Annotated in this window: 26 protein-coding genes; 11 read left to right on the forward strand and 15 right to left on the reverse strand. The window is 45.2% G+C overall.

The genetic code is table 11. The annotated features are described in order from the left end of the window. Positions 1-2 precede the first annotated feature (2 nt). The 5 genes from D3H55_RS07895 to D3H55_RS07915 all read left to right on the forward strand — a co-directional run bounded on the left by D3H55_RS07895 (position 3) and on the right by D3H55_RS07915 (position 1,720). On the forward strand, positions 3-233 hold the full coding sequence (locus tag D3H55_RS07895) for a spore germination protein GerPB (RefSeq protein ID WP_119546417.1): 231 nt from the start codon (positions 3-5) through the stop codon (positions 231-233). Positions 234-287: 54 nt separating this feature from the next. Next, positions 288-905, forward strand: coding sequence for a spore germination protein GerPC (gerPC, locus tag D3H55_RS07900; RefSeq protein ID WP_168412993.1), 618 nt, complete (start codon positions 288-290; stop codon positions 903-905). Beyond that, positions 880-1,059 (forward strand): spore germination protein GerPD, encoded by a 180-nt coding sequence (locus tag D3H55_RS07905; protein ID WP_119546418.1) that lies wholly within the window; start codon positions 880-882, stop codon positions 1,057-1,059. Before gerPC ends, D3H55_RS07905 begins: the two co-directional genes overlap by 26 nt. Before the next feature lie 4 nt (positions 1,060-1,063). Beyond that, positions 1,064-1,438 (forward strand): spore germination protein GerPE, encoded by a 375-nt coding sequence (locus D3H55_RS07910; protein WP_119546356.1) that lies wholly within the window; start codon positions 1,064-1,066, stop codon positions 1,436-1,438. A 63-nt stretch (positions 1,439-1,501) separates the two neighbouring features. Further along, the gene (locus tag D3H55_RS07915; protein ID WP_113926600.1) at positions 1,502-1,720 is read left to right on the forward strand and encodes a spore germination protein; all 219 of its coding nucleotides are present in this window, start codon (positions 1,502-1,504) and stop codon (positions 1,718-1,720) included. Positions 1,721-1,742: 22 nt separating this feature from the next. On the opposite strand, the gene hlpB is transcribed toward D3H55_RS07915, so the two are convergent. From hlpB to addB, 3 genes are all read right to left on the reverse strand, one after another. Beyond that, positions 1,743-2,048 carry an HNH nuclease-like protein HlpB gene (hlpB, locus tag D3H55_RS07920; protein ID WP_119546357.1) on the reverse strand — a complete coding sequence of 102 codons (306 nt, stop codon included), beginning with the start codon at positions 2,046-2,048 and terminating at the stop codon, positions 1,743-1,745. A gap of 259 nt (positions 2,049-2,307) precedes the next feature. After that, positions 2,308-6,087 carry a helicase-exonuclease AddAB subunit AddA gene (addA, locus tag D3H55_RS07925; RefSeq protein WP_119546358.1) on the reverse strand — a complete coding sequence of 1,260 codons (3,780 nt, stop codon included), beginning with the start codon at positions 6,085-6,087 and terminating at the stop codon, positions 2,308-2,310. Further along, the gene (addB, locus tag D3H55_RS07930; protein WP_119546359.1) at positions 6,080-9,553 is read right to left on the reverse strand and encodes a helicase-exonuclease AddAB subunit AddB; all 3,474 of its coding nucleotides are present in this window, start codon (positions 9,551-9,553) and stop codon (positions 6,080-6,082) included. Before addB ends, addA begins: the two co-directional genes overlap by 8 nt. A 356-nt stretch (positions 9,554-9,909) precedes the next feature. Between addB and D3H55_RS07935 the strand changes: the two genes are divergently transcribed. The 3 genes from D3H55_RS07935 to D3H55_RS24090 all read left to right on the forward strand — a co-directional run bounded on the left by D3H55_RS07935 (position 9,910) and on the right by D3H55_RS24090 (position 12,051). Continuing rightward, positions 9,910-11,046 (forward strand): MFS transporter, encoded by a 1,137-nt coding sequence (locus D3H55_RS07935; RefSeq protein ID WP_119546360.1) that lies wholly within the window; start codon positions 9,910-9,912, stop codon positions 11,044-11,046. Positions 11,047-11,175: 129 nt separating this feature from the next. After that, positions 11,176-11,784 carry a hypothetical protein gene (locus tag D3H55_RS07940; RefSeq protein WP_119546361.1) on the forward strand — a complete coding sequence of 203 codons (609 nt, stop codon included), beginning with the start codon at positions 11,176-11,178 and terminating at the stop codon, positions 11,782-11,784. Positions 11,785-11,787: 3 nt separating this feature from the next. After that, entirely contained in the window at positions 11,788-12,051 is a 264-nt protein-coding gene (locus D3H55_RS24090) for a hypothetical protein (protein ID WP_168412994.1), read from the forward strand. On the opposite strand, the gene D3H55_RS07950 is transcribed toward D3H55_RS24090, so the two are convergent. From D3H55_RS07950 to D3H55_RS07970, 5 genes are all read right to left on the reverse strand, one after another. Further along, complete coding sequence (locus D3H55_RS07950) at positions 12,046-13,221, reverse strand: thiolase family protein (protein WP_119546363.1); 1,176 nt, start codon at positions 13,219-13,221, stop codon at positions 12,046-12,048. The two genes, D3H55_RS24090 and D3H55_RS07950, sit on opposite strands and share 6 nt — an antisense overlap. A 20-nt stretch (positions 13,222-13,241) precedes the next feature. Then, on the reverse strand, positions 13,242-13,982 hold the full coding sequence (gene fabG / locus D3H55_RS07955; RefSeq protein WP_119546364.1) for a 3-oxoacyl-ACP reductase FabG: 741 nt from the start codon (positions 13,980-13,982) through the stop codon (positions 13,242-13,244). Between the two features lie 910 nt (positions 13,983-14,892). Then, positions 14,893-15,453: a signal peptidase I gene (lepB, locus tag D3H55_RS07960; RefSeq protein ID WP_119546365.1), complete on the reverse strand. Its 561-nt coding sequence runs from the start codon at positions 15,451-15,453 to the stop codon at positions 14,893-14,895. 20 nt (positions 15,454-15,473) lie between these two features. Beyond that, complete coding sequence (locus D3H55_RS07965) at positions 15,474-16,091, reverse strand: TVP38/TMEM64 family protein (protein WP_119546366.1); 618 nt, start codon at positions 16,089-16,091, stop codon at positions 15,474-15,476. 399 nt (positions 16,092-16,490) lie between these two features. Then, positions 16,491-18,464, reverse strand: a complete 1,974-nt coding sequence (locus D3H55_RS07970) for a S9 family peptidase (RefSeq protein ID WP_119546367.1) — start codon at positions 18,462-18,464, stop codon at positions 16,491-16,493. 277 nt (positions 18,465-18,741) lie between these two features. On the opposite strand from D3H55_RS07970, the gene D3H55_RS07975 reads away from it, so the two are divergent. Continuing rightward, positions 18,742-19,131 carry a YhjD family protein gene (locus D3H55_RS07975; RefSeq protein WP_119546368.1) on the forward strand — a complete coding sequence of 130 codons (390 nt, stop codon included), beginning with the start codon at positions 18,742-18,744 and terminating at the stop codon, positions 19,129-19,131. Between the two features lie 126 nt (positions 19,132-19,257). On the opposite strand, the gene D3H55_RS07980 is transcribed toward D3H55_RS07975, so the two are convergent. Next, positions 19,258-19,851 carry a competence protein ComK gene (locus tag D3H55_RS07980; RefSeq protein WP_119546369.1) on the reverse strand — a complete coding sequence of 198 codons (594 nt, stop codon included), beginning with the start codon at positions 19,849-19,851 and terminating at the stop codon, positions 19,258-19,260. Between the two features lie 457 nt (positions 19,852-20,308). On the opposite strand from D3H55_RS07980, the gene D3H55_RS07985 reads away from it, so the two are divergent. After that, positions 20,309-20,548, forward strand: a complete 240-nt coding sequence (locus D3H55_RS07985) for an IDEAL domain-containing protein (RefSeq protein ID WP_119546370.1) — start codon at positions 20,309-20,311, stop codon at positions 20,546-20,548. A 38-nt stretch (positions 20,549-20,586) separates the two neighbouring features. Here D3H55_RS07985 and D3H55_RS07990 read toward each other — a convergent pair whose 3' ends face one another. The 5 genes from D3H55_RS07990 to D3H55_RS08010 all read right to left on the reverse strand — a co-directional run bounded on the left by D3H55_RS07990 (position 20,587) and on the right by D3H55_RS08010 (position 25,155). After that, complete coding sequence (locus tag D3H55_RS07990) at positions 20,587-21,522, reverse strand: hypothetical protein (protein ID WP_119546371.1); 936 nt, start codon at positions 21,520-21,522, stop codon at positions 20,587-20,589. A gap of 58 nt (positions 21,523-21,580) precedes the next feature. Then, a complete protein-coding gene (locus D3H55_RS07995) occupies positions 21,581-22,840 on the reverse strand; it encodes a M48 family metallopeptidase (RefSeq protein ID WP_205685431.1) in 1,260 nt (419 codons plus the stop codon). 410 nt (positions 22,841-23,250) lie between these two features. Beyond that, positions 23,251-23,562, reverse strand: coding sequence for an AzlD domain-containing protein (locus D3H55_RS08000; RefSeq protein WP_119546372.1), 312 nt, complete (start codon positions 23,560-23,562; stop codon positions 23,251-23,253). Next, positions 23,555-24,283: an AzlC family ABC transporter permease gene (locus D3H55_RS08005; RefSeq protein WP_240628516.1), complete on the reverse strand. Its 729-nt coding sequence runs from the start codon at positions 24,281-24,283 to the stop codon at positions 23,555-23,557. Before D3H55_RS08005 ends, D3H55_RS08000 begins: the two co-directional genes overlap by 8 nt. Before the next feature lie 134 nt (positions 24,284-24,417). Further along, the gene (locus D3H55_RS08010; protein ID WP_119546373.1) at positions 24,418-25,155 is read right to left on the reverse strand and encodes a YdcF family protein; all 738 of its coding nucleotides are present in this window, start codon (positions 25,153-25,155) and stop codon (positions 24,418-24,420) included. A gap of 179 nt (positions 25,156-25,334) precedes the next feature. On the opposite strand from D3H55_RS08010, the gene D3H55_RS08015 reads away from it, so the two are divergent. After that, entirely contained in the window at positions 25,335-25,565 is a 231-nt protein-coding gene (locus D3H55_RS08015; RefSeq protein WP_119546374.1) for a hypothetical protein, read from the forward strand. A gap of 41 nt (positions 25,566-25,606) precedes the next feature. On the opposite strand, the gene D3H55_RS24095 is transcribed toward D3H55_RS08015, so the two are convergent. After that, positions 25,607-25,759, reverse strand: a complete 153-nt coding sequence (locus D3H55_RS24095) for a hypothetical protein (protein WP_168412995.1) — start codon at positions 25,757-25,759, stop codon at positions 25,607-25,609. Positions 25,760-25,765: the final 6 nt, after the last annotated feature.

Raw genomic sequence — 25,765 nt, forward strand, 5'->3', positions numbered from 1 at the left:
TAATGAAACTTTATGTACAGCAGTCCATTCATATTCGAATGATATCCATAGGCGGGATGTCCAACTCCTCCGTATTTCAAATAGGGACATCTGGCCAGATTTCATCCTCATCACACTTGTATAATACAGGAGGCTTTGTAGAACCAGCCCCTGAGCCTGTGAAGCCCGGTTCACAGCAATCACAGCTTGGAGATGAAATCGTGGTTCCACTTGCTTCACCGACCCCGGGTTAAAATTGATCAGAGAAAGAGGTGCCGGAATTGCAGCAGTATTATACTCTTCAACAGATGTATCAGTATATAAGTGAACAAAATAAGAGAATTCAAAACCTCGAGAGCATCATCCAGGAGCTGCAGCAGGAAGTCACTTCTCTCAAAGATAAACCGTCCATCAATGTTGAAAATATTGAATACCGATTCGATCAGCTCAAAGTGGAAACATTGGAAGGAACCCTCAATATTGGACTGAATCCAGGAGAGCTGGAGAAAATCGAAGATCTGGCCGTCGAGGCACAACCTTCACCGGCTCCGGTCCCTCCTGTTAAACAGTTTGATATGGAAGATGTCCAAATGTCGATGATGCCGAGGATTAATGGCTATATCGAAAAAGAAGTACCTGTAATCATCCATGATACAGAAAATCAACTGGGTATTACTTTAGATGAATCTTATCATCACTTAATTAAAGAAGATATTAAGAAGCAGATTCCCCAAAGGCTGCAATTCTACATTCAGTCGATTCCTGGCAGCGAAAGGCAGCAGGGGGAAGCGTCATGGGAAGAAACAATTTTTTCAAGGATCAAAACCGATATCAACAAAGCCATTTACTCCTTCATGGCCAACCTGCCGGACAACTTAAAAGGAAAAGGAGATGCAAATCATGGACCTTCAAGTGATCAATCGTGAGTTATGTGTCAACACATTGAAAATTGATGCAGTGGCGAGTTCTTCCCTGCTCCTGATAGGTGATGCAAACACCATTCAGCTTGCTTCAACTTTTGACACTCCGGCCGAGTCGCTGATTATCGGTCCCTTCGTCCCATTGACTCCGAAAGGGTGATTGGATGAACGGAAGGTATTCCATCGTAAATGATTTCAAGCTTCGCACACTATCCTTCAGTGCTGTACTGGAAATCGGTGATTCAAACGAAATCACCTCTTATCAAAAGGCATTTGCAGTCCAGCGTGAACGACAGTTCTTTTTTTCAAGCGAGGGGGATTTCAATCAGTATCCTATCTATAGCGAATTAATTCCTCTTCCGGTTCCCAGTACCCCTGTCAACTTCTACAAAGTTGATGAAAGCCCGATTGTCGTGAATAATATCGATATTATAGGTTCTTCCTTCTCTTCTGTCCTTCATATCGGCCAAACAGGCAATGTTTATATGGAGGCGAGGGTAAAGCACATCAGGCAGCTCCGTGCCCGGGGAGATGAGTGAACATTTGACCAGTGGCTTTCATAAAGTAAACTATAACCATTTGAATATAAAGGATGTTTTTCTATGCCGGCTATTATAGGCCCTGTCCAAATCTTGAGTGTAGGCGGAGGGAATGTCCAGTTCGGTGATGCCGGAATTATTTCTCCTAAATCCAGCCAAAAAACAACAGGGGGCTCCGGCGGCTTCAACACAGGTCCTTTCCAGCTTACTTATAACGTATTCAGTGCCAATACAACATTCGACTGCAATGTGATCGACCAGCCGATTACAGGAAATAATTAAGGGAAGGATGATGAAAAAGCCATCACCTTCCCTTTCGTTTTCGCTCATTTGATTTCTTGGATCTCACCAATTTGGTTGCAGGCTGTTTCCTGATCCACTTCACAAACTTGGCAATCTTATAATCCTCCCTGAGACTTTCAATGGTAAATAACCGTGCTGCCAGTTCTTCATTCGTGTACAAGGAATGTATCTGCTTATGGCACGCTTTGCATAGCTGGACAGTCGGCAGAAATGTCCCCCCTTCTTCTTTCGGTGTAAGATGATGTCTGGTTGTTTCCACTTCATCCCGCAGACACAGTTCACATATCCCAACAGAGTCCTTTCCCATTTCAAACACCTCCATCTTGCCTTTCTCTTTGGATGATCGAGACATCCCTTCCATGTCCGGGACAAAACCCTGAAGATTCTCACTCCCGTTAACCCTTTTTCCTCGCCGGGCTACAATAGCCCGCTGATTCTTCTACACCCTCCGCCCATTTAATTGTGTACACTCTCTTTACCTCGCCTGTCTATTTCTTTATCCTGTCCATAATATAACCAAAACACCAAAAGGGCCCGGTAACTAAGTTCCGGGCCTTTCAGTCAATCTAGTCTTTTTCCACTTTCATTTCACGGCCCACATCAAAGAAATACAGGTACCGCTCATTGACAGTTTCCTTCCATATCCTTTCGATGGCTTTCGTATACAATCCGACCTGCACTCGATAACGATCCAGTAAAACCGGCTTGGCCTCATCATATCCGCCTGTATATCTTTCTTCGATACTGTCCGTCTTATAATCCAGCAGAACAATACTGTTTCCATCCCTGAAGATCAAGTCGATGATCCCCTGGACCAGGACGGTTTCAGCAGCATCCGCAGAAGCTGCAGCATCAATTTCCTGAACCGGCACCGCCATACTGAAAGGAACCTCACGATGTATTTCTTCTGCCCCCAGCACCCTCCTGCCGAGATCGGTTTCAAAGAAAGCCAGTATTTTATCTTTATCGACTGCTTCTGCTTGCTCGTCAGTCAGCAGCTCTTTTCGCTGCAGCTCATCAAGGAGAAGCTGCAGGGAGATTTCATCAGGTTTGTCTGCAAAGGATATATGCTGCATGACCATGTGCATGGCCGTTCCGATTTCAGCCGGGGTCAGCTGCTTAGCCTGCAGGAATTTGGGACGCCTGAAGACCGGTTTTTGGATTTTCCTTACCATGCGGTCACTGCTTGCCTCATCAGAGATTTCAAACATTCTTTTGATTTCTGAAACAGATTGCTTAGATGGAAGCACAGCAGCTTTTGGGTAAGGATAATTCCAAGACAGCCTTTCAGCAACTTCTTCCTTCTCAGAAGAATCTTTATCAACCGGAACTCCTGCCTTCACCTTCTCCTGCCAACCATCCTCTTCTTCAGGCTGTTCGTCTTCCATCACCATAAACGCTGCTTTCGGAATGACATCCAGCTTCCAGCATGACGGATGTTCCTGGATTTCAGGAGGAAAGGGTCCGGGAGAACCCGCACCGCCATGTAAACCGATAAAATCACGATGCCTGATAAGAGAAGGGCCGATCCAATCCATGAAACTTAAGGCTTTTGCCCTTTCAAAATCGGGAAGGAGCCATTCTTTATGGCGTGCAGCGGAACTCCATTGTTTGATCGACCTCCCTGCATCTTTCACTGTGCCAATTAAATAAAGCTTCTCCTTCGCCCTTGTAAGAGCTACATACAGCACCCTCATCTCTTCAGCAATAGTCTCAAGCCGTTTTTTCCTCTTGAATGCAAGCTGAGGGAGAGATGGGTAGCTGATTCTTTTTTCCGGATCAAGGTATTTCGATGCAAACCCGAACTCCTTATCAAGGAGATAGGACTGATTCAGATCCATCAAGTTGAACTGACGGGATAACCCGGCGACGAATACCACCGGAAACTCCAGACCTTTACTGGAGTGGATCGTCATCATCCTGACAACATCCTCCTGCTCACTTAAAGCCCTTGCCGCCCCGAGGTCATCACCGCGTTCCCTCATGCGGTCAATGAACCTGAGAAAGCGGAACAGCCCCCTGAAAGATGTCTCTTCATATTGGCGCGCCCGGTCATACAGAGCCCGCAAGTTTGCCTGCCTCTGTTTTCCGCCCGGCATTCCGCCTGCAAAGTCATAGAACCGGGTATCACGGTACAACTGCCAAACCAATTCCGCAAGTGCCCCCTGGCGTGCCTTGGTGCGCCACACCGTCAAGCTTGAAAGGAATTCACTCAGCTTTTCATATACTTCCCCGTTGTTGACATCACTCAGCTTTTTATCAGTATACTTTTGAACAGCTTCATAAAAGGTACCCGACTTCGAATGAATCCTGACTTCTGCAAGACCCTCTTCATCAATCCCGACAATCGGCGACCTCAATACTGACACAAGCGGTATGTCCTGATATGGATTATCTATCACTTTCAATAACGAAAGCATAATTGCTACTTCAGTGGCTTCAAAGTACCCCGAAGATAGGTTGGCATATATAGGGATTCCATGTTTTTTGAACTCTTCCATGATTTCAGGTGCCCATGGCATCGAACGGAGAAGGATGACGATATCCCTGTACTGAAGCTTCCTGTGACGTCCGGCCTTTGGGTCGTACACCTGCCTGCCCTCACTGATCAGCTCCTTGACCTTCCGGGCCATATAACGGGCTTCAATCACCGACTTTTCCAAGTCTGTCTCATCATACACAAGGCCCTCCAGCTCGGGATTTCCTTCATTCTGCCTCGATGTCATATCATCCGACTGATCAATGACAGCCACTTCGACAGGGTACTTTTCGTCTTCCGGATACGACGCCCCTTTAATCAGCAGCGCATCCTGATCATACTCGATATCACCGACATTTACTCCCATTATCTGCTTAAAGAGAAAATTGGTACCTTCCAGGACCTCCAACCTGCTCCGAAAATTCCTGGACAAGTCTATTTTCATTCCTGTATCGGTACCTGAAGAAGTGAAACGGTTGTATTTGCCCAGAAAGAGATTCGGCTCAGCAAGCCGGAAACGGTAAATGGACTGCTTCACATCCCCCACCATGAAAAGGTTGCCCTCTGATTCTTCGTCTTCGGTCACTAGACTCAGAATGGATTCCTGTACAAGGTTGGTATCCTGGTACTCATCGACCAGCACCTCTTTGAACTGTTTTCGATATGCCCGGGCAGCAAAGGATGGTTTTAATTCCTGATCCCCTCCATGGTCAGTCAAAATAGCCAAACAGTAATGCTCAAGGTCTGCAAAATCCACTACGCCTTTTTCATTCTTAAGGGCATTGAATTTTCGGCTGAATCCTCTTACTGCTTCAACAAGGGACTCGACCACACCTCTCATTTTCTTCATGTCCTTCAAGTAAGTCTCAGGTTTACGGGAAAAGAAATCCTCCGCAATCTTCTCGATCATTTTCTTTCCTTTGTCCCGGAGCGCCTTCGCTTCTTCAACCAAATCAGGGTCGTATTCGCCGCCCTTGCATGGTTTCAGCCTTGAAAACTTGATATTTTGAAATAAGGCCTGCCCTTCACTCCAGGAATTCTGGAAAGATGCGCCCAACTGTTCCGTCAACGCCAGGTCGTCAAGGAAGTTTTCAGCTCTGGGAGCGGGTCCACCCGGTTCCTTGGCAAGATCGTAAGCCTGCTGGAACAAAGCCTGAGCCCCTTTGATGCTCAGTACAATATCAAATTTCAATGCATTGATGAAAGGCAGCTCTTCAATATCCCCTTCCTCATCAACATCGTACATATCGACCAGATTCCCAAGCCAGGCATCCGGATTCGGGTGGGATCTTGAAAAATCATAAAGGTTACGTATCATATCCTGGAGGGCAGCGTCACTGCGGTCATTCGTGAACGTGTCCACAAGCTTGTAAAAAGAGTCATTATCCTCTTTTCCATACTCCTCTTCAAACAAGTCATCAAGGACTTCATCCCTTAGAAGCTCGCCTTCTGTGTCATCGAGGATCCTGAATCCCGGATCTATGTCTATCAAATAATAATACTTGCGTATGACCTCCAGGCAAAATGAATGAAGAGTGGAGATAGATGCCCTGTTCAGCAGGCTGAGCTGTTTCCTGAGATGATATGATCCCGGATCTGCCGTTATTGCCTTTTCCAGCGCTTCTCCGATCCTGTGCCTCATCTCTGCTGCAGAAGCATTGGTAAACGTGACCACCAGCAGCTCGTCCACATTGATGCCGTCTTCTTTATCAAGAATCTTTTGAATGATCCTTTCGACCAGGACAGCCGTTTTTCCGGAACCGGCTGCGGCCGCCACCAGGATATCCCTGTCTTTTGCCCAGATTGCCTTCCATTGGTCATCCGTCCAAGTGGCGTCATGGGGTTTTAGGGGAAGATTATTATTCATGGGCATCCATTTCTCCTTTCATCTTGTGCAGCAGGTCTGCCGGTTTTCCTTCTGTAAAAATACGGTATTCGTTTTCTTCCATGGAAGAATCGAACTGGCATACAGGCTTGAACGCACAGAATTGACATGGTGTCCTGTCCTTTAATTTATAGGGAGCGATATCTGTTTTGCCGGACATGATATCATCTCCTGATTTCTTATACAGATTCCTTACATGGGAGCGCATCAAATCAAATTGATCCCTGTCTGCCGCTTTGGTCTTTGAAGATAAGGTGCCATCTTTTTTCAAACCGGCGGAAATGATGCTCGAACTGCCGGATTCCAAGGATTGGTCCATCAGCCGGACGACATCCGATTCTCCCAGCACCAGCCCCTTCATCTTGAAGCTCTTGAAGATTTCCTCCTCTATCTCTTCAAGTGTCAGGATCTTTTTGCTATTGACCATAGGGTTATGGACATGGAAATAAAAGACACCGGCAGGGTGGGCATCGGCACCAATCAATTTTCGTGAGTGGGTCAGCACTATATCCAGGTACGTCAGCATTTGCAGCGACAGCCCGTAATACACTTCTGTAAGGTCAAGATCCCTTGCGCTCGATTTATAATCGATGATGCGCAAATAGACACCCTCATCACTTTCCGCTTTATCGACCCTGTCAATCCTGCCCTGCAATGCCATTTTCGTACCGTTTTTCAGGGTAAAGGCAAAAGGGGGAAGTTCTGCTTTCGGTCCAAAACCCAACTCAAGTCCGACAGGGACGAATCCGCTTGCTTTGGCGTGTTCACTTAATATCAATGAAGCTCTTCCGATAACATCCTGTAACTTTTTCTTTATATAATGATGGCGGTTTGAACTGAGTAAAATCTGATGCTGCAGCTTTGGAGCAAGTGACATGACCGCATCTTTGGCCAGTTCAAGGCACTGAGCCTTCGTCAGCTGCTTCCAAGACAACCCGCTTTTGTCAATCTCTTCGGAAATCCACTTCAATGCTGCGTGGAACATGTCACCGATATCCGGTGCTTCCAACCGGTAAATATCCCGCTCCCTGAGCTTAAGCCCATGATTGGCAAAATGAGAGAACGGACATCCATGGAACATCTCCATTCGTGAAACGCTTGCCAGTATTTCATCTCCATACAATTCCTGGCTCGTTTCTTCTGTCAGTTTCTTTCCTATATTTTGATAGAACAGACTGGAGAGGATGTGTCTTGCCCTTCCTTTCCAAACGGGGTCGGAAATGTAGTAATTATAAGCATCCCACCAGAACTCCTCTATGTGATATCCCCTTTTCTTCGCCTGCAGACCGGATGTCAGATAGGAAATCGTCACATTCGGATGGCAGACATATGCAAGTTGTTCATCCTTTGGCAGCTCTGAAGGATCATTGACCAGCAGGCTGATTTCTGACCGAGGGCACAATTCAGACAGCCTCTTAATATATGGGGAAGGCAGCAGGGCTTTCCCCTCTTCATTTGCAATCGGATATGATACATAGAGTCTTTCTGACGGAGTCGTGAAGGCCTTGTAGGCAATGAACTCCTCATCAAGCAAACGGGTCTTGCTGCTTGGCGCAATAGTAAAACCGTTTGCTGTAAGGTTTTCCCTGTCTTCATCAGAAAAAATCCCATCTTCTGTGATTTTAGCAGGCAGGACTCCGTCATTGACCCCTATCACAAAGGCCGCTCTAAGATCCGCCAGCCTCGACTGCTCAAGGTTGGCAATCATGACCTGGTCCACAGCCGGCGGGACCAATGAGAACCTCATCGATTCGATCCCCGCATCCATGATGGATGCAAACTTCTTCATTGTCACTTCTTCATCACCGAGGATTTCGACGAATTGATCAAGCAAATCCATTACAGCATTCCAGGCCTGGTCGTGCTCCCTTGCGGAAATGATATCCCCGCGGCTCTCAGCTTCTAGGCGGAGTCTCTCCAGCTTAGCAGGAATATCGAGTTCTTCCAGATAGAGATAAAGAATCTCGCATAGGTCCTGTCCCGTTTTTCCTTTTTTCAACCGGCGGCCAAAACGGAGGATGGGAGCTGAGATAAACAAACGTAATTCATTGATTTCGTGCTCCATGTCCCGCTCTCTATCTGTCTGCGGCATATCAGCCTGCTCAAGTCCGCGGAATCTCCTGTAAATCCAGCGGTCTTTCTTCGTCCATTTATCCCCCTGGATTCCATATGCAAGGACACAGTTTTCCAGCTTGTCCATTTGTTCCCTCAACTGTCTCGGATTTCGGTCGTAAGGAAACAGCAAATCGGTTTTCACCGCCCTGAATACAGGTTCATACCGCCAGTTGCTGTTCATGATTTCGAGCGTTGAACGAATGAACTCGATTAATGGATGATTGAGCATTTTCCGCTTTTGATCGATAAAATAAGGAATTTCATAATCGTAAAAGACCGTTTCAATGATATCCTGATACTCCTGCCCATTCCGGACTAGGACAGCCATATCCTTATACCGGTAATTTTCGGTACGGGCCAGACGGCGGATTTCCCTGGCAACCCCTTCTATCTCCGCACGGCGGTTGGAGGCTTCGAGGATGTTCAAGCCGGACTCATCCTCAAACGGAAGTACCGGCCTATTTTCAAAATTCTTCTCAATGTGCTCCAAGCCCCGGTTTCGGAACCTGTTTGCCTTCCCCAATATGATCCTGTCTTCAATCCCGCCCCGGGAATTCTGCGCCAGCTGCTCCAGTGCACCATAGGTTTCGGTGGTCATCCTGAATAAGTCGGCCGATTCCTGTTCCGCTGTCAATGAAACAGTGACACTCGGACAGTAGTCCATCAATTTTCCGATGACTGCATATTCCTGGGGGGTAAAACTGTGGAATCCATCTATATAAATCTCCGCATCTTGAAGGAAATCCGATTTCTCAATCGATTCTTCCAGCAGTGTAAAATAATCTTCCGAATCGATATATTTTCCAGATAAGTTTTCTTCAAAGCTGTCATAAATTAATTGCAGGTCATGAAGCTTGTCTGAGAGGGCCTTGGATTCACGCCCGGCTTCTTCCCAGTTTTCCCGTCTATCTGAAAGCTCTTCCGGAGAGATACAATAGCGTTTAAATTCGGTAAGCATCACTTCCACATGTTCGATGAAGCCTGCCTTGTCCGATGCGCGCGAAAATAATTTCAACTGATCTTTTTTATCATCGATAATCTTCCGAATCAGCATGTTCAGACCGATATTGGACAGATGGTACCTGTTAAGCCCTCCTGTATCCTGGAGGATTCTCCACGCAAGCCTCGTGAAGCTGTAGACCTGCGCCCGGATCATCCCGTTGATCCCTTCTTCGTTTACCAGATTGTATTCAGAAAGGAATGTCATCTGGTCTGGAACTAAATAGATGACAGGACTTCCATTTGGTGCTTGTCTCAGCTTCTCTTTGATTTCATTTAAAATCATATTGGTTTTGCCCGTTCCGGCACGCCCCAAAATAAATCTGACCGACATGTTCCCACTCCCTGTTTATCTATTAATTAATCATTATATGTTGTACCTGTTAATTTCCGTTCCGGATGCACGCCTGCAAACCACTCTACACAGTTGTATTAGCGTAATATGTCATGAAAATCAATGAATGGTTTTTTCTAAACGCATTATTCTGCTTAAGGTTTCGATACCACACCCGCTGAACAATTCCATTATATCCATGAGGTATGTCAAAAAATTGTCTAGGTCCATTATAATACACTCGATGAATTCTGTCGGGAAAGACAGTTTCGTTATTACTGGAAAGTTTTCGGTTATTGAAACTGGGTAAACGGGGCAGGCCCGCATTTCATAGTTTATTGCAGGGAGGGATTTGTATGGAACGCTCTACCTTGCGTGTAGAAGCCCTGTTGATCATCATGGCTGTTTTCGTTGCGTGTAATATTTATACTCTAATTCCGATATATGAAGATGTTGGCTCTTCCATATCCATAGCGCCTGAAAAAGTCGTCTTTGCAGGAAGTGTATTCACTTTTTGTTATGCTGCCGGCTTATTTTTGTTTGGCAGCCTTTCAGATTTACTTGGAAGGAAGACCATCATTGTATTCGGTATGGGGATTTCCGCTCTGGCAACAGCAGCAGTCGCGTTGTCAGCCGGGCAGTGGAGCTTATATATCACCCGGGGTCTCCAGGGGTTTTTCCTTGGAAGTTTTGCACCTGCAGCTTTTGCCTATTGCTATGAACTTTTTGAGGCAAAAAAGCGTACCTTGCTTCTTGCTCTCATCAATTCAGGCTTCCTGGCCGCCGGTATTCTCGGGCAAATCATCAGCGATTTTCTAACAGAATGGTTCGGCTGGCAAATCGTCTTCTATTTCTTTTCAGCTGTGTACGGAAGCTTATTCCTGGTCGGGCTGAGTGATCTTCCTGCTGCAAATCTTTTTGCAAAGAAAGGGTTTGCGATCGCTGCCTACTTTTCCATTTTGAAAAAACCCCAGCTCTTGATGTGTTATGGAATCGTGTTTCTTCTTCTTTTCTCATTCGTGGGCTATTATGAAACTTTATCCCGCTTCCATCCCGGGACTTCCGGTGAAATGCTCGCAATCCGCTCGGCAGGATTAGCTGGAGCAATCTTATCTATTTTCACGGGTTTTTTCATTAATCGATATGGGGAGACCAAAACCTTGTTCTTCAGCCTCGGCTTGGGCTGCGCAAGTATCCTGCCGCTCTTGTTATCTTCCGGCCCCTTCGTTTATCTCTTATCATCCATTCTATTTGTTTCTGCCATTTCGCTACTCCTTCCAACAATCATCACCTTCATCGGCAGCTCCGCTTCAGAAGACAGAGGGAAGGCTTTAAGCTTGTACTCATTCATTCTACTGACTGGTGCCAGCCTGGCTCCTTTGGTCATGATGGTGCTTTCACATAAAGAGTCGTTGTACCTGCTCATCAGCGTATTTGCCATCCAGGGGATTGCCGGATATTTCATCGGAAGGTCCACCACATCGAAGAATTAACTACTTTATGGCTGTTTCCGCATTCATTGATGCTATCGGAAAAATGCCAAGATTTTTTTGGGATCATTGCTTAGAAAAACGTCCGAATCCCTGGTGATTTCGGACTGAAATTCGGGGGATGGTGAAAAAGTGTCCGAATCATGGGCGGATTCGGACAGAAATCCAGCGAATCGCGAAAAAGAGTCCGAATCACGGGTGGATTCGGACAGAAATCCGGGGGATGGTGAAAAAGTGTCCGAATCACGGGCGGATTCGGACAGAAATTCAGCGAATCGCGAAAAAGTGTCCGAATCACGGGCGGATTCGGACAGAAATTCAGCGAATCGCGAAAAAGAGTCCGAATCACGGGTGGATTCGGACAGAAATCCGGCGAATCCCCAAAAAGTGTCCGAATCCAGGGTGGATTCGGACAGAAATCCGGCGAATCGCGAAAAAGTGTCCGAATCACGGGCGGATTCGGACAGAAATTCAGCGAATCGCGAAAAAGTGTCCGAATCACGGGTGGTTTCGGACAGAATTCCAGCAAATCGTCTAAAAGAGTCCGAATCACGGGTGGATTCGGACAGAAATCCGGCGAATCGTCTAAAAGAGTCCGAATCACGGGTGGATTCGGACAGAAATCCGGCGAATCGCGAAAAAGAGTCCGAATCACGGGTGGATTCGGACAGAAATCCGGCGAATCGTCTAAAAGAGTCCGAATCATGGGTGGATTCGGACAGAAATTCAGCGAATCCCTAAAAAGTGTCCGAATCACGGGCGGATTCGGACAGAAATTCAGCGAATCGCGAAAAAGAGTCCGAATCACGGGTGGATTCGGACAGAAATTCAGCGAATCGCGAAAAAGAGTCCGAATCATGGGTGGATTCGGACAGAAATTCAGCGAATCGCGAAAAAGTGTCCGAATCACGGGCGGATTCGGACAAAAATCAAGCGAATCATCAAAAAAAGTCCGAACCCCTGTTGGATTCGGACAGAAGCCCGGAAGGCCCGGGCTCTGTATTATAAGCTTTCAATAAACACCGCAGCCCCCATGCCTCCCCCGACACATAGGGACGCAATCCCTTTTTGCAGTTCCCTTCTTTTCAACTCATGGATCAATGACACGACTATCCGTGCACCTGTACAGCCCACAGGATGACCGATGCTGATTCCACTCCCGTTTACATTAGTTTTGTTCCGGTCCAGACCAAGTTCTTTTTCCACTGCGATATACTGTGCAGCGAAAGCCTCATTCACTTCAAGTAGATCCGCTTCTTCAAGAGACCAGCCCGTCCTGGCAAGACTTTTTTCAACGGCCGGCACCGGCCCCCTGCCCATCACCTTCGGATCGACCCCCGCAACCGAACATCCTGAAATCCTGGCCAGTGGTTTGAGTCCGCGCTTTTCCGCCTCCTCTTCTGACATGAGAATCAGAGCTGCGCCTCCATCATTAAGGCTTGAGGAATTACCAGCTGTCACGGTTCCCCCTTGTCGGAAAGCTGGCTTAAGAACGGACAGTTTCTCCGCTGTCAATCCTTGACGCGGACCTTCATCTTTCGTAATGGTTTTCGTTTCTTTCCTTGATTTCACCGTTATAGGAACAATCTGGCTGTCAAAGCGCCCTTCTTCTGAAGCTTTTACAGCTCTTTCATGACTCAGCCTTGCCAGTTCATCCTGTTCCTCCCGGGTAATATTATGGATCTCTGCAAGGTTTTCCGCTGTTTCACCCATCATGATCCCATGGATCGGATCCTCCAGGGCTTCCCATACTGAGTCCCGGATTTCCCCGTGCTGCAGGCGTTGTCCCCATCGGTGCCCATTCATGATATAAGGGCTTGAACTCATTGCCTCTACGCCGCCTGCAAGTACAATGTCCGACATGCCTGTCTGAATCTGCATATAGCCGGAAATGATTGCCTGCATGCCGCTCGCACATTGTCTTTGAATAGTGTAGCCTGTGGTCGTATCGGCAAATCCTGCTAAAAGGGCTGCAGTCCTTGCTGTATTAGGTTGATCGGTCCTTTGGATGCAGTGACCAAGGATGACCTCGTCAATATCCCCTGGCCCCAGGTTACTGTCTTCAGCTGCTGCTTTCATTACAGGTACAATCAAATCGGTCGGCAGCAGATCCCTGAAGGCCCCGCCGAATGCTCCCACAGGAGTCCTGAAAGCTGATGTTATCACGACATTTTTCATATTATTCTCCATCCCTTCATTTACATCATTATCCCGCCATCGACTTGAAGAACGATACCATTTACATAATCAGATTCTTCAGAAGCCAGGAAAAGATAAGCGTTTGCTGCATCTTCCGGTTTGCCGAATTTCCCCAGAGGTATCAAAGCATTCATTTGGGCTTTTACCTTCTCCGGGATTTTGGCAGTCATCTCTGTTTCAATCACTCCCGGCGCGACAGCATTAACATTGATCCCTTTCGCACCAAATTCTTTGGCCCATGTTTTGGTCATTCCAATGACAGCCGCTTTGGATGCTGCGTAGTTGGTTTGTCCGACATTCCCGAAAAGTCCGCTGGCGGAGGCAGTATTGATAATTTTTCCCTTACCGCTGGTTACCAGGGCTGGCAGAAATGCCTGGGTACAATGAAAGACCCCGGTCAAATTCACCTCCAGTACGCGCTGAAAGTCCTCTTCACTCATTCTTGCCATCATGCCGTCCCTCGTGATTCCTGCATTATTGACCAGAATATCAATCCCTCCGAATTCCCTTGTGACTGTTCCGGCCAACCTGTTAACGCTTTCACGATTTGCGACATCAACCTGATAAAAGACAACTTTATATCCTTTTTCCCTCATCTTTTCAGCTTCATCGTTTCCTTTTTGTTCATCATAATCAGCCATTATGACCCTGCAGCCTTCCACTGCAAATTTCCTTACTGCAGCCAAGCCGATTCCATTGGCACTTCCAGTTATTACAGCAGTTTTATCCTTCAATCTCATATATGTATCCTCCCAACATAAAAAACACCTTGCTGGTTGAATATTTCGACAATAACATCCATTTTCCCTCTAATTCAAACACTTTTTGCATAGAGCCACTTAAGCTTGCTGGATGCAGCGGTGAATACTTCTCCTTGGTTTAGTGCACTTTATGATTAGTATTTCAATAATAGACCTTATTGAAAGGAGGGACTGGGATGAAAAAGAAGCTGCTTTATATGCTCCTTGCCGCAATGCTTGCCACTACAATGACGGCATGTGACGACGACCCTGGCGAAGACGAAATAGGCGACGGTGAAATAAATGATGAGGAATAGGTGAAAACGGTAAGACCTGCCTGGCGCAGAACCTACTGAAATTCGATGACCCGGTTTTTGAGCTGTCCCCTGTTTATATTTTGCGGGATTCCCGCTGATTAACGGGTTATATGTTCCAGATTTGTTACTTATCGGACAAAACTTTCCTAATCACTTGTTTTTTTAGCGCGGGGCCCATCTATACTTCGGTGTAATTTCTATCACTGGGGCCGGGCGTGGCTCCGTTCATTATACGGTGTGTTTTTTTCTCCATTCACCAGGGTTCACAGACCCTCGACTCCTAAGGCACATTCCTCACTTACTCGTACCCCTTCACCACAGACACTCGACTCCTAAAGGCACGTTCCTTACCTAATCGCACCCCTTCACCATAGACACTCAACTCCTAAAGGCACGTTCCTCACCTAATCGTACCCCTTCAACATAGACCCTTGTCTTCTAAGGGCTCGTTCCCCCATAATCATACCCCTTCGCTATAGATTCATAACTTCTAAAGGCCTGTTTCCCAAAGCCACCTCCCCCCTGGCCCACCTCTCACAAAAAGACAAACAAAAAAACGCCTGATCCATTTCTGGAATCAAGCGCTTCCTTTATCAATCACCGAACTGGACATCGAATTCATTCAGCGGCCAGTAACGAAGGTTTACTTTTCCGACAACCTGGTCCTGATCCACAAATCCGAAGTAACGGCTGTCCATGCTGCTTCGTCTGTTGTCCCCGAGTACAAACACCATTCCCTCTGGGACCTTCTGTTTCCCGGTGATTTCTTCCAAAGTGAAATCGCCGGTCAGTTTGGTGCCGACCATTTCTTCTTTGAATATATCCAGATAAGGCTCTTCTTGTGCTTCACCATTGACATATAATTTATCATCTTTATACTCTACAGTGTCCCCAGGCAGGCCGATAATCCGCTTTACATAATCCTCGTCTTCATTGGCGTGAAAGACTACAACATCAAAACGGTGAAGGTCACCAACCTGATAGCCTATCTTATTGACGACAAGCTTATTGCCATCTTCAAGAGTAGGCATCATCGACTCACCTTCTACGACATAATTCGAAAACAGGAAAGTCCTGATGACAACAAAGATGACCAAACCGATTCCTAATGCTTTTATCCATTCAACACTTTCTCTTTTGATGCTGTCTCTCAATCTAATTCCTCCTACCCAGGTCAACCGCGGGAGTGATCTTTTTCTACCTTTTTATTGATTCGTGCTTCCACCCGTTTACCCGCAATCCAAAGTACAAAGATACCTGCGAGTACCAGCGCTGTACGCAGCGGCTGTTGAAACAATGATACAATATCATGCCCGATAAAGCTAATGGTGAAGATCATGACGATTTTTCCTGCGACTACTGCCAGCATGTACTGAAAAATATTGATCCCCGATAATCCGGCTACAATATTGACCAATGCTGATGGCGTGAACGGAAAGCACAACAGCAGGAATAAGGGGCCGAACCCGTGACGATCCACCCAGTTTGTCAAGCGGTGAACCTGCCTGTTATTTTTCAGGAAACGAAAGAACCGTGTATGTCCATATTTCCTGACAAGCAAAAACACCAGCAGTGCTCCAAAGGAAGCTCCCATCCACGAGAACAAAAAACCGAACCACAGTCCGAATGCATTGACATTCGCCAGCACAAAGACAAATAGCGGAAGGAATGGAAGGAAGGCTTCCAGCATAGGCAGCAGGATCCCGGGCAGAGGACCGAACGAACGGTATTCCCTGATTAAATCCATTATATTTTCAAGTGTGAACCATGCTTTTATCATCTCGATATCCATACTATATCTTTCCCCTAAATAACCACAGAGCAAAACACCATTTTTCATTTTAAATTTTCATTGAAAGCTAAAGTTCTAGTTCATTATACCTGAATATTGTAAATTCAGGACTTATTTGAAGTATAACATAAGGGCCTGCCATCTAAATGGATTGTCACAAAAATGAAATATCATTTACACTGCGGTTCAGTCTGCTTGTTTTTTTGGGATGGGTTCTCCTAATTTGCTGCATTTAGAAATTCCACTTTCACCTGGCCTATTGACTTCAAAGGTCAGCAGAAAATCATCCGCTGAATAAGGACGCAGAAGGAGCCTGGAACCCTTTTTTAATCAGCATACCAAAACAATTTTATCAATATACACCCGGCAAATCCTGTTACTGGGTGCACGGGAAGAAATTCAGATATATTTTTTGAACCATTCTTTAATGTAGTTCAATCTGGCCACTCTCAAGTTCGGTTTGCCGTTTCTTGAGAGATTATGATTGGATTCAGGGAACCGCACCATCTCTGTTTCCTTCCCTTGTCTCTTGATCGCAATGTACAGCTGCTCGGCCTGCTCGATCGGACAGCGGTAATCTTTCTCGCTGTGCAGGATCAATAACGGCGTCTTGATGTTATTCGCATACGCAAGCGGGGAGTGTTTCCACAGCTTGTCGATATCATCCAGGCCGGCATCGATCTGCCACTCGGAAAAGTAATAACCGATATCGCTGACACCATAAAAACTGACCCAGTTGCAAATCGACCTTTGGGTGACTGCTGCTTTGAACATGCCAGTATGCCCGACAATCCAGTTTGTCATGAAACCTCCGTAACTTCCACCTGTTACGCCAAGTCTCTCTTTATCAATGAATTCATAGTTTTCGAGAACATGGTTCACCGCCGCCATCACATCTTCATAATCTCCGCCGCCGTAATCTCCCCTGACCGCATCGACAAAACTCTGGCCGTATCCATGGCTGCCCCTTGGGTTGATGAACAGCACAGCATATCCTTCTGCTGCGAGCATCTGAAATTCGTGGTAGTATGTGTTTCCATACATCATATGAGGCCCGCCGTGTATCTCAACAATCAGGCCGCACTTTTCCCCTTCTTTCAGACCGGCCGGTTTCATCAGCCAGCCATTGATATCCCACTCGTCCTTGCTTTTAAATGTAATGGCTTCTGTTTCGGCAAGCTCAACCTGCCCGAGGAAATCATCATTTACACAGGTCAGCTTCTTCAAGTCGCCGGAAGGAATGTCAAGCATGAATAAATCTCCGGGCAGCAATGGATCACTGATTGCCAAGATGGCTTGTTGATTCTCTCCGTCCACATCAAACCCGTAAATATGCTGATCATTCAGCAATGCCGGATAAATGGCACCGTCCCGGTTTCCATAATAAAGAACTGTATTTCCGTTATCTGTAGTCATGAAATAAAAGCTTTCATTATCCGGGGACCACTGTATCCCGGGATTCGTCACACCCTGTTGAAAATCGATGACCATCAGATCTCCTGCCGGGCTGTCGAGATCCTTTGTCATGCAGCTGAGCGATTCTGTCTCCAGTCCATACAGCCAGACCTTTGTCAGAGTTGCATTTTGAAATTCCCTTTCATGGCCGAGCAGTGCAATGGAACGGCTGTCAGGCGACCATGCAGCATTCCCGAAATAACCGGTTCCGTTTGTGATCTTTTTCTCGCTGGAATTTTCTACATCATATAAAAATAAATCGGTCTGGAATGAGGTGTCCAGGTCTGCACTTTTGTCTGCGCCATAAGCTATGTATTTTCCGTCAGGAGACCATGACTGCAAAGAGTAATCTGTATCTCCCCCTGTTATCGGTTTCATGTCATCAGTCTCCAAATCAAGGATGGCAATATGGTTTCTTTTCCCCTTGAAAAAACCGCTGTCATCGGACTTATACTTCATTTTCTTCACTTCAAGCGGCTGAGGATCCTTATCTTCTTCCTTTCCTTCGGTCAGGGATTCCCCTTCTTCCATTGCTGTTGAAAAGGCAATATTTTTTCCGCAGGGGGACCATAATGGCTGCGCAGCGCCATTCGGGCAGAAAGTGATTTGCTTCGCTTCTCCCCCGTCCCGTGCAATCAGGAATAACTGGCTCTTATCCGAGCGGTTTGAGACAAACACTACTTTTTCTCCATCAGGCGACCACCTTGGCGATGAATTTCTGTTCGTTCCGAATGTCCACTGAACGCTTTTCCCCGTCTCGATATTGACAAGATACAGGTTCGATATGTATTCATTTTTTTCTTTATCCATTTCCGTCAGCACATAGACTGCTTCTTTCCCATTGGGTGATAGTTTGGGGTCGGAAACAGATTTCAGTTGAAACAAATCCTCTGCAGTAACTCCTTTTTTGTTTGTCAAAATGCCAACTCCTTTTCTGAATCGATAGAATTTCTATTTTAAAAAATTCGACAGTCCATGCTCAATTCCTTTGTCTTAATCATTTTCCCGAACTTTTTTTGTAATTAGGGATTGGCTCCATTTTCGTTTAAAATTCAATTCAATCAACCATACTATGGAAAAAAGTTTGAAATTCGACCGCGTTCTGCAATATTGGATATTGATAAATCAGTAAAAAGTACGTAAAATAAATATACGAACAAATGTTCTGTAATTCCTTATAAAAAGGAGCATAATTATGACCAGGATTTCTGAGGAAGATCGAAACATCTTAGAGCAGGCTATTTACCTGCCAATGGTCTTGACTGTGCTGGACAGGGACTTTGCTGTTGTGGAAAAAAGCCCCTTCAAACTGAAAAGACCTTATCTGGAACTGATCGAGGAAACGATGAAGATCATTCAAAGCGAGCTTGCAGGTGTAAAAAAGTACATGAAGCACAACGGAATGAAAGTGGAAAGAATCAAGACCGATGATGCCTTTACTATGTATCTGTTCCTTTACAGAGGATATGAGGAGCATCATAATTACTTCAACCCGCGCCTCCGCAACCGGGTCGAGGATTTGCTGAGACATTACTTGTATCAGCGCTTCCTGAACACCGGGACCCAGGAAAGCAAAAAAGCATAAGGAATCCCCTCCTCAGGCTGACCGCAGACCGCCTCCCAAGAAAACACTCTAAATACAGCGCAGAAAGCCCGGCAGAAAACTTCCTGCCGGGCTTTGGGCTGTCTCAGCTTCCATCCACACTACTCATCAATACGGTTGCCTGTCCTTCCCCGGGGCCTTCTCTCCCCAGGAATAAGCAGGGACCTGCTCTGATGCCCTGCTTGAATAAACAGCGAAATTGCGCGATGAAGAATTCCTCTCTGAATGGACGATCCGATGCTGGTAATTGATCCTTAACATTGCGGTCCTCATCATCTGCTGTTCAAAACTGGCATATGAAATGGGAAGCGTAAAGCTGCGGCGGTCCCTGAATGTCACACTGATTTCACTGCTGTTCAATTTCGTATGGGAAAGTACATGATCCTGGGATACCCACATGCAATGGGATTTGACTGGTGAAGTGGTTGGAAAAAGATAAATAGACGAATGAGGATCTACAATGATGGGGGCTTTATGTGTAATGCCAGTCAATCGTTTTGTGCCGTCTTTCCGGCCTTGGTAAGATGATCCGAAAAATTCACAGCTTTTTTTGATGATGTCAAAAGGCTTAAACGGTGATAACAATGTTTCACTCTCTTCATGGATTTCGGTATACGTCCTGGAGCCATATTCAATCGGCATAATCAGCATCGTATAGGGATTGATTTCATATTCTTCAATAATTCGAGATTTTTCGACCATTCCTCTGCCTCCTCTACAATTTCTCTACCATAATAACATAATATTCCAAAAATTACATCAAGTTCCTGGAGGTTCGCCAGGAATAATTTATCAGAAAATTTAAAATTTTACGTTGTTTTCTTTGAAGTTATCTCATATAATAGAAAAAAGTTCTTTCACCGGAAACACCGGAGGGCCCAAAAGGAGCTTTTTTAATAAGCACAGCCAAGACCTGGTTCTTCTGCCATCATTCGTTTCATGTAACGTGTTTTGTGCAAAGTCTGTTTCGCAATTATTACTTCGGAAAAGTCCCTAAAGAAGGATTTCCTCCTGGATGCCCGAAGCTTTATTTCCCACCAGGGAAGCAGCTCTTTTCTTTCTTATCTGCAGAGATATCGGATGAATTTTGGATAGCCTGGACCAAATGGAACAACTGTTTTGAAAAGAGCCATATAAAAAAGACTTCAGGGGTGAGTTTATGGATAAAAAGAAAACCTATTCAGAATTGATGAGAGCTTGTGCAAAGACAGGGAAAACAGCCGCCGAGATGACTTTGAACGAAATTTATGTGGATATGGTATTGAATGAAATCAGCTTACTGAATCAAAAAAAGAAGCTGAAAGAAGAGCTGGATTGTGCCCTGGATCAGCATAACAGACAAAAATTCATGACACTGTCGCTTCAATTGAAAAAGTTGAACGAAGAATATGGAATATAACCAATGGACTGACTTACAAAGTCAGTCCACCTTCATTTTTACGCATTTTCCAGGTGTTTTCGTTTTTTTTCTTCTATATCTTCCGTTTCCCGCTTGAGCCCGTCTGCCTGTTTCTCCAGCTTCAACGAAAGACTTTTCACCTTTCTCCTTGTTTCAGAGACCTGTTCCGCGGTCCTGCTGATTTTGTCCTGCACCATCATATCGGAGAAGAAGTTATCAAAAAACATATCCGTCATGTTCAGGAAACCGGAAACCTCCAAGGTTCCAGAAGCTTCCATATTCAGATCCTGTAGTTCTCTTTCCAACGTTTTCAGGTATCTCTGGGCTCCATGAAGTGCCCGCTGTGCCTCATCCATCTTTGAACGCTTGGCCGCAGTTGAGATCATCCCTCCCCCGGCCAGATCAAGCATCCCCCAGTTCCCCGCGCTCCTAAGAAAGCCAGAAGCTGTCTCCAGCTTCTCACCTGCCCTGGCCGCAGCATCTTCCGCCTCCTTTACTTCTTTGAGTTGAGCTTTAAGTTCGGATGATTGTTCTGCCAGATTGTATAAAAGCTCACTGAGATTTGAAGAAGAATCATGTATCATCTTTTCTTTTGCCTCCAGCAGCATTTCGTATCTCTTATCAGGTCTCCCCAGGTCCATGATTTTAGTTGAGAGTTCCCTTTCTTCCTGCTGCAGTTCTTCAACCGTCCATTTCCACTCATCATATTGAAGCTTTGCTTTCACGGCCTCTTCTTTTTCAAGCTCCAGACGCTCTTCCTTTTTTCCTGCCATCGTCAACAGCAAACCGGTGACCGACCAGCCTTCCAGTTTATCTACGTCCTCATTTTCTTTTTCAAGATGTTCCTTGAATCTTCTCAATTTCCCTTTCGCTTCCATAAGTTCATCCCTCAGCTGACTTTGTCTGCGGGTCCATTTTGTATGTAATCTCAGATCCTCTTTCACTTGATCAAGTTGTATATTGATGTCTTTCATTAAAAAATCCCTCCCATTAATTATACGAATGGGAGGGATTTTGGTTTCATCTTCCGTGTCATTCACCCTTCTCATGCTCTTCCAGCATAATAAGCCTCTCCAGCATTGTCGGATGTCCATAGCGGAATATTTTAACCAGGAGAGGGGGATTGACCTGGCTCAAACCTACTCTGGATAATTCTTGAAAAGATGAGATGGCTGCTTCCGTATCATCCGTCATTTCAATCGCATACCGGTCGGCACGTGTCTCCTGATACCGGGAGATGAAATTGGAGAATGGACTGATGGTGAACATCAGTATGGAAGTAATTAAAAGGAATACAGGCAGCGAACTAAGACTGGAAACTTTGTCTACTTTCATTTTCCCGCCGTGTCTTTTAATAAGAAAATCCATCAATTTGGCTGCAATCCATAGACCAAAGAAAGAAAATACTAAGTACAGCGCAATCCCGATGTAAATATGTTTTTCGACATAGTGAGCCATTTCGTGTGCCATGATAAAGAGAATCTCTCTCTCGGAAAGCCTGTTGATTGTCGTATCCCACAAGACGATCCTTGAATTTGAGCCGACTCCGGTCACGTAAGCGTTCAGGGAATTGGTTTTCGAAGACATATCGACTTCATATACATGATCAGAAGGTATATTTGCCCGGTCAGCCATATCCAGGATCTTTTCCTCCAGGACTTTATCCTTTAGAGGGGTAAAATCATTATATAGAGGATCAATCAGGACAGGCTGGATAAACATCATGAAAATGCTGAATGGTACAGATAATGCCCATGCAGCCAGCCACCATCTTTTTGGGAATTTCCTGACCAGCCAATAAAGGACGGTGATGATAATGAACATCGTCAGGTAATTCACCCAGAAATCTGTCAATTCATCCTTCATCCACTCGGAAAAACTTTGTGTTGAAATATCGTAAGCCCTGGAAATTCTGTACGAAATATATTGGAAAGGAAAAATCACCAAATTCGAAAGCAGTGACAGCCAGAATAAGTATATCGCTGTCTGAAGGATCCTGAACCTTGATGTTGCCTGGGACCATCGCTCAAATGCCCTTGAGGCGCCAAGGATCAAAATCAGAAAGTAAAACAGCCACTCGTAAGGCGTGGAAAGAAAAAACAATAGATTCTTTATTTTGGAATACTCTTCACTCAGCATCAGTTCCCTGCTGTTCATAAATGTTTCCGGATCGGCACTGCTCCCTTTATAAACATCAGGCAAAGATGAATCAGCCAGGAAGTACAGATAAATGTAAAAGAATATCCCTAAGAACAAATAAAGCAGTACAGCCCTGAACGCCCATTTCCGCAATACAGATTCCTCCCTTCATTTCCTTCTATACTATATGTAATGACCTGTCCCTATAAATAGAACAGGCAGTTTCAGCAAATCTGACATCCCTGCCCTGCCGTTAGTTAGTGTACCACTAAAATCCGAGCCTATTAGAAAGGCTCTTTTGGCTATTAAATGTAAATTATAAATGATGCCCTGTAAATTCACCGTAATTCCGGCAGGATACAGGAGAGAAATCCAGCTCTTATAAAGGCGAAAACCTTAGAAAAGACTAAAATCGAAAGCCCCTAGCTGGGATTATGACCCTCTTGAAGTATTGGATTATGGTTCGAAGCGATGGACTCTCAAGGGTAAGGTGGAAATTCGTGAAATTATATCCAAAATAAATATTTTACTACAACAAAAAGAGAAGAACATCAGATTCTTCTCTAAGTAAAAAACAAGGAATACACAGAGAGCACGGCAATGGCTCCCAAGACGACCACAATAACATTCGCACCGAGATATGCCAGCAGGAACGCTGCCGCTGCTCCAACAGCCCCGAACCAGATGTCCCCACCCTGAATCAAAAGGATTTTCGGAAAAATCAATGCACCCAGAACAGCAAACGGAACATTTTTCAAGACCCCCTGCAAAAAGGAAGGAAGCTCCTTTCCCTGGAACATGATGAGCGGAACTAATCTGGGGATATACGTAACGACAGCCATTCCGATTATCATGATAAGAATCGTTTCACTCATTTTGCGCGGCCCCTTTCTTTTTCAGGCTGGCAACAAGCTCCACAAGTACAGCAGAAATGATTGTGGCAAACATGATCGCCCAGCCTTCAGAGATGGCAGTCGTAAAAAGGAATACACTATTCAAGGCAGCGGCGGTGGCAGCCAGATAGACCACTTTGACACTTTTTTTCATGGACGGTACGAGCAGGCCCACAAACATGGCATACAAGGCAACCCCCATGCTTACTTGCAGAAATTCAGGAAGAACCTGCCCGATGATATAACCGAGTCCCGAGTTCACAACCCAGCTTGCATAGGAGATGAGGATGACACCAAAAGCAAAGGATGTCTTCGCTCTTCCATCCTTTACGGAAATTACCGTAAAGGTTTCATCCGTTATACCGAAAGAATAAACAGCCTTGATCCAGCCCTTTTCTTTCTCCAATTTCTCATTCAGCGAGGCAGACATCAGGAAGTGGCGGATGTTCACAATGAAGGTGGTTAAGATGATTTCAAATACCCCTGTCCCGATCGCGATCAAGCTCAAGGAAATATACTGCGCTGCCCCTGCGAAGACAAGCAGGCTCATCAGGACCGTTTCATATAGAGTCAATCCGGTCGTCCGTGCCAGCAGCCCGAATGTCAGGGCAACCGGAAAATAGCCGACTGCGATGCTGATTCCTGCCTGGAGGCCGGTACGGAACTCGCCGCCGGGTTTTCTTGTATTAATCAATGCTTCCACTTTCAATCCCACCCCATTTATGTAAAATATATCAAATCCGGAATAAATAATTTCATTATATTATAGCGGGGAAGATATTAGTATACAAGAATAATTGATAAGATCGAGTTATGATCGTCTGCTATTTTATCTTATCAACTTAAGATAACAGTTTTCACTACAGCAAAATATTCCCTGATCATATAGTTGACCTGAATGAAAAAATCGGATTCCCCGCTTAATCCGCTGCAATGAAGTCCGAGTTTTTCCCCGGTTAATTTCGCACGATAGACATGGTAATCACTGGTGATAATCAAGATATGCCCATCGGCTGAACCGTTTCTCTCAAGGATCCGTTTTGAGTTTTCAAGGTTCTCGAATGTGGTTGTCGATTGATTTTCTTCCGTGATTCTATCAGGGTTGATTCCATGTGAAATGAGATACCCGGCCATCGCTTTCGACTCTGGTATATCTTCACCCTTTCCTTGACCGCCGGAAACAATGACTGGGACTCCAGGATGATCAATAAGGTATTCTGCTCCTGCCTTCAGTCTAGTTTCCAAAGTCCGGGAAATTTCCTCCCCTTTCAAACCCGCTCCAAGAATGACCGCATAATCGATGTCTGAAGGCACTTCGGTGTCCATCTCTAAGACAAGTAAAATTTGAACCGCCGCAAATGAAAGAAGAAATACAGAGTACCCCAGCAGGACAGCATTATGAATGTATCGTAAAATCCGGATTTTCCTCCTCGGATAAGAATAATACAAAGACGCCGTTAAAAGAATGTTTGCCGTAACGAATATGATTCCAAATGTAATTCCGAACAAGACAGTAAAAACCAAAAATAAAAGGATGATCACTGTACAAAAAGATAGATAGTGTTTAATATTCATGAAAATACCTCATCAGCTTAAATTATCTTCATTTTACCATGATCTTGACCTATATCAGCAGCTCGTAACCGCCATGATACCCAAAAAATATAATTCTAGGAATAACTGTAGATAGGATAGGAGGCAAATGGTAAAATGGACCCAGCATAAGTATCCTTACATAAATTGGATGGTGTTTTATGAAAGAAATTTCAAGTATACATAAATGTGAAAACTGCGAGCGTCTCCTGCCCTGGGTCTATCCTCTTTCTCCTCTAGTCGATTCTCCCTCATTCGCTGTATTCAATTTGACCACAGGTCCCCAGCAGGTTGACCTTGTTGAAAAAGTGAATGACGATTCTTACAGGTTCCGCCTGTTCTGTAACTTGTGCGGCTATACCAATATTTTCAGTTATGAAGTGAAAAATTAGAAGGCTCTTTTCGATAAACTTTGTTGCTTTTCATTATAATTTCAAATGAAGTCCTGGTAATCGCCATAAAAACCCCGGTGAGCAGGGAAGAAAAGAGCTGCTCGTTCTTTTTCGAGAGTAAAACCTTTGAATACAGGGAAAAATGCGGCACCTGGGATTTTTCCGAAAGCAACCATATATGCGAAAACAGCCAATTAAAA

Source organism: Bacillus salacetis (assembly GCF_003581585.1).
Lineage (GTDB): Bacteria > Bacillota > Bacilli > Bacillales > Bacillaceae_B > Rossellomorea > Rossellomorea salacetis.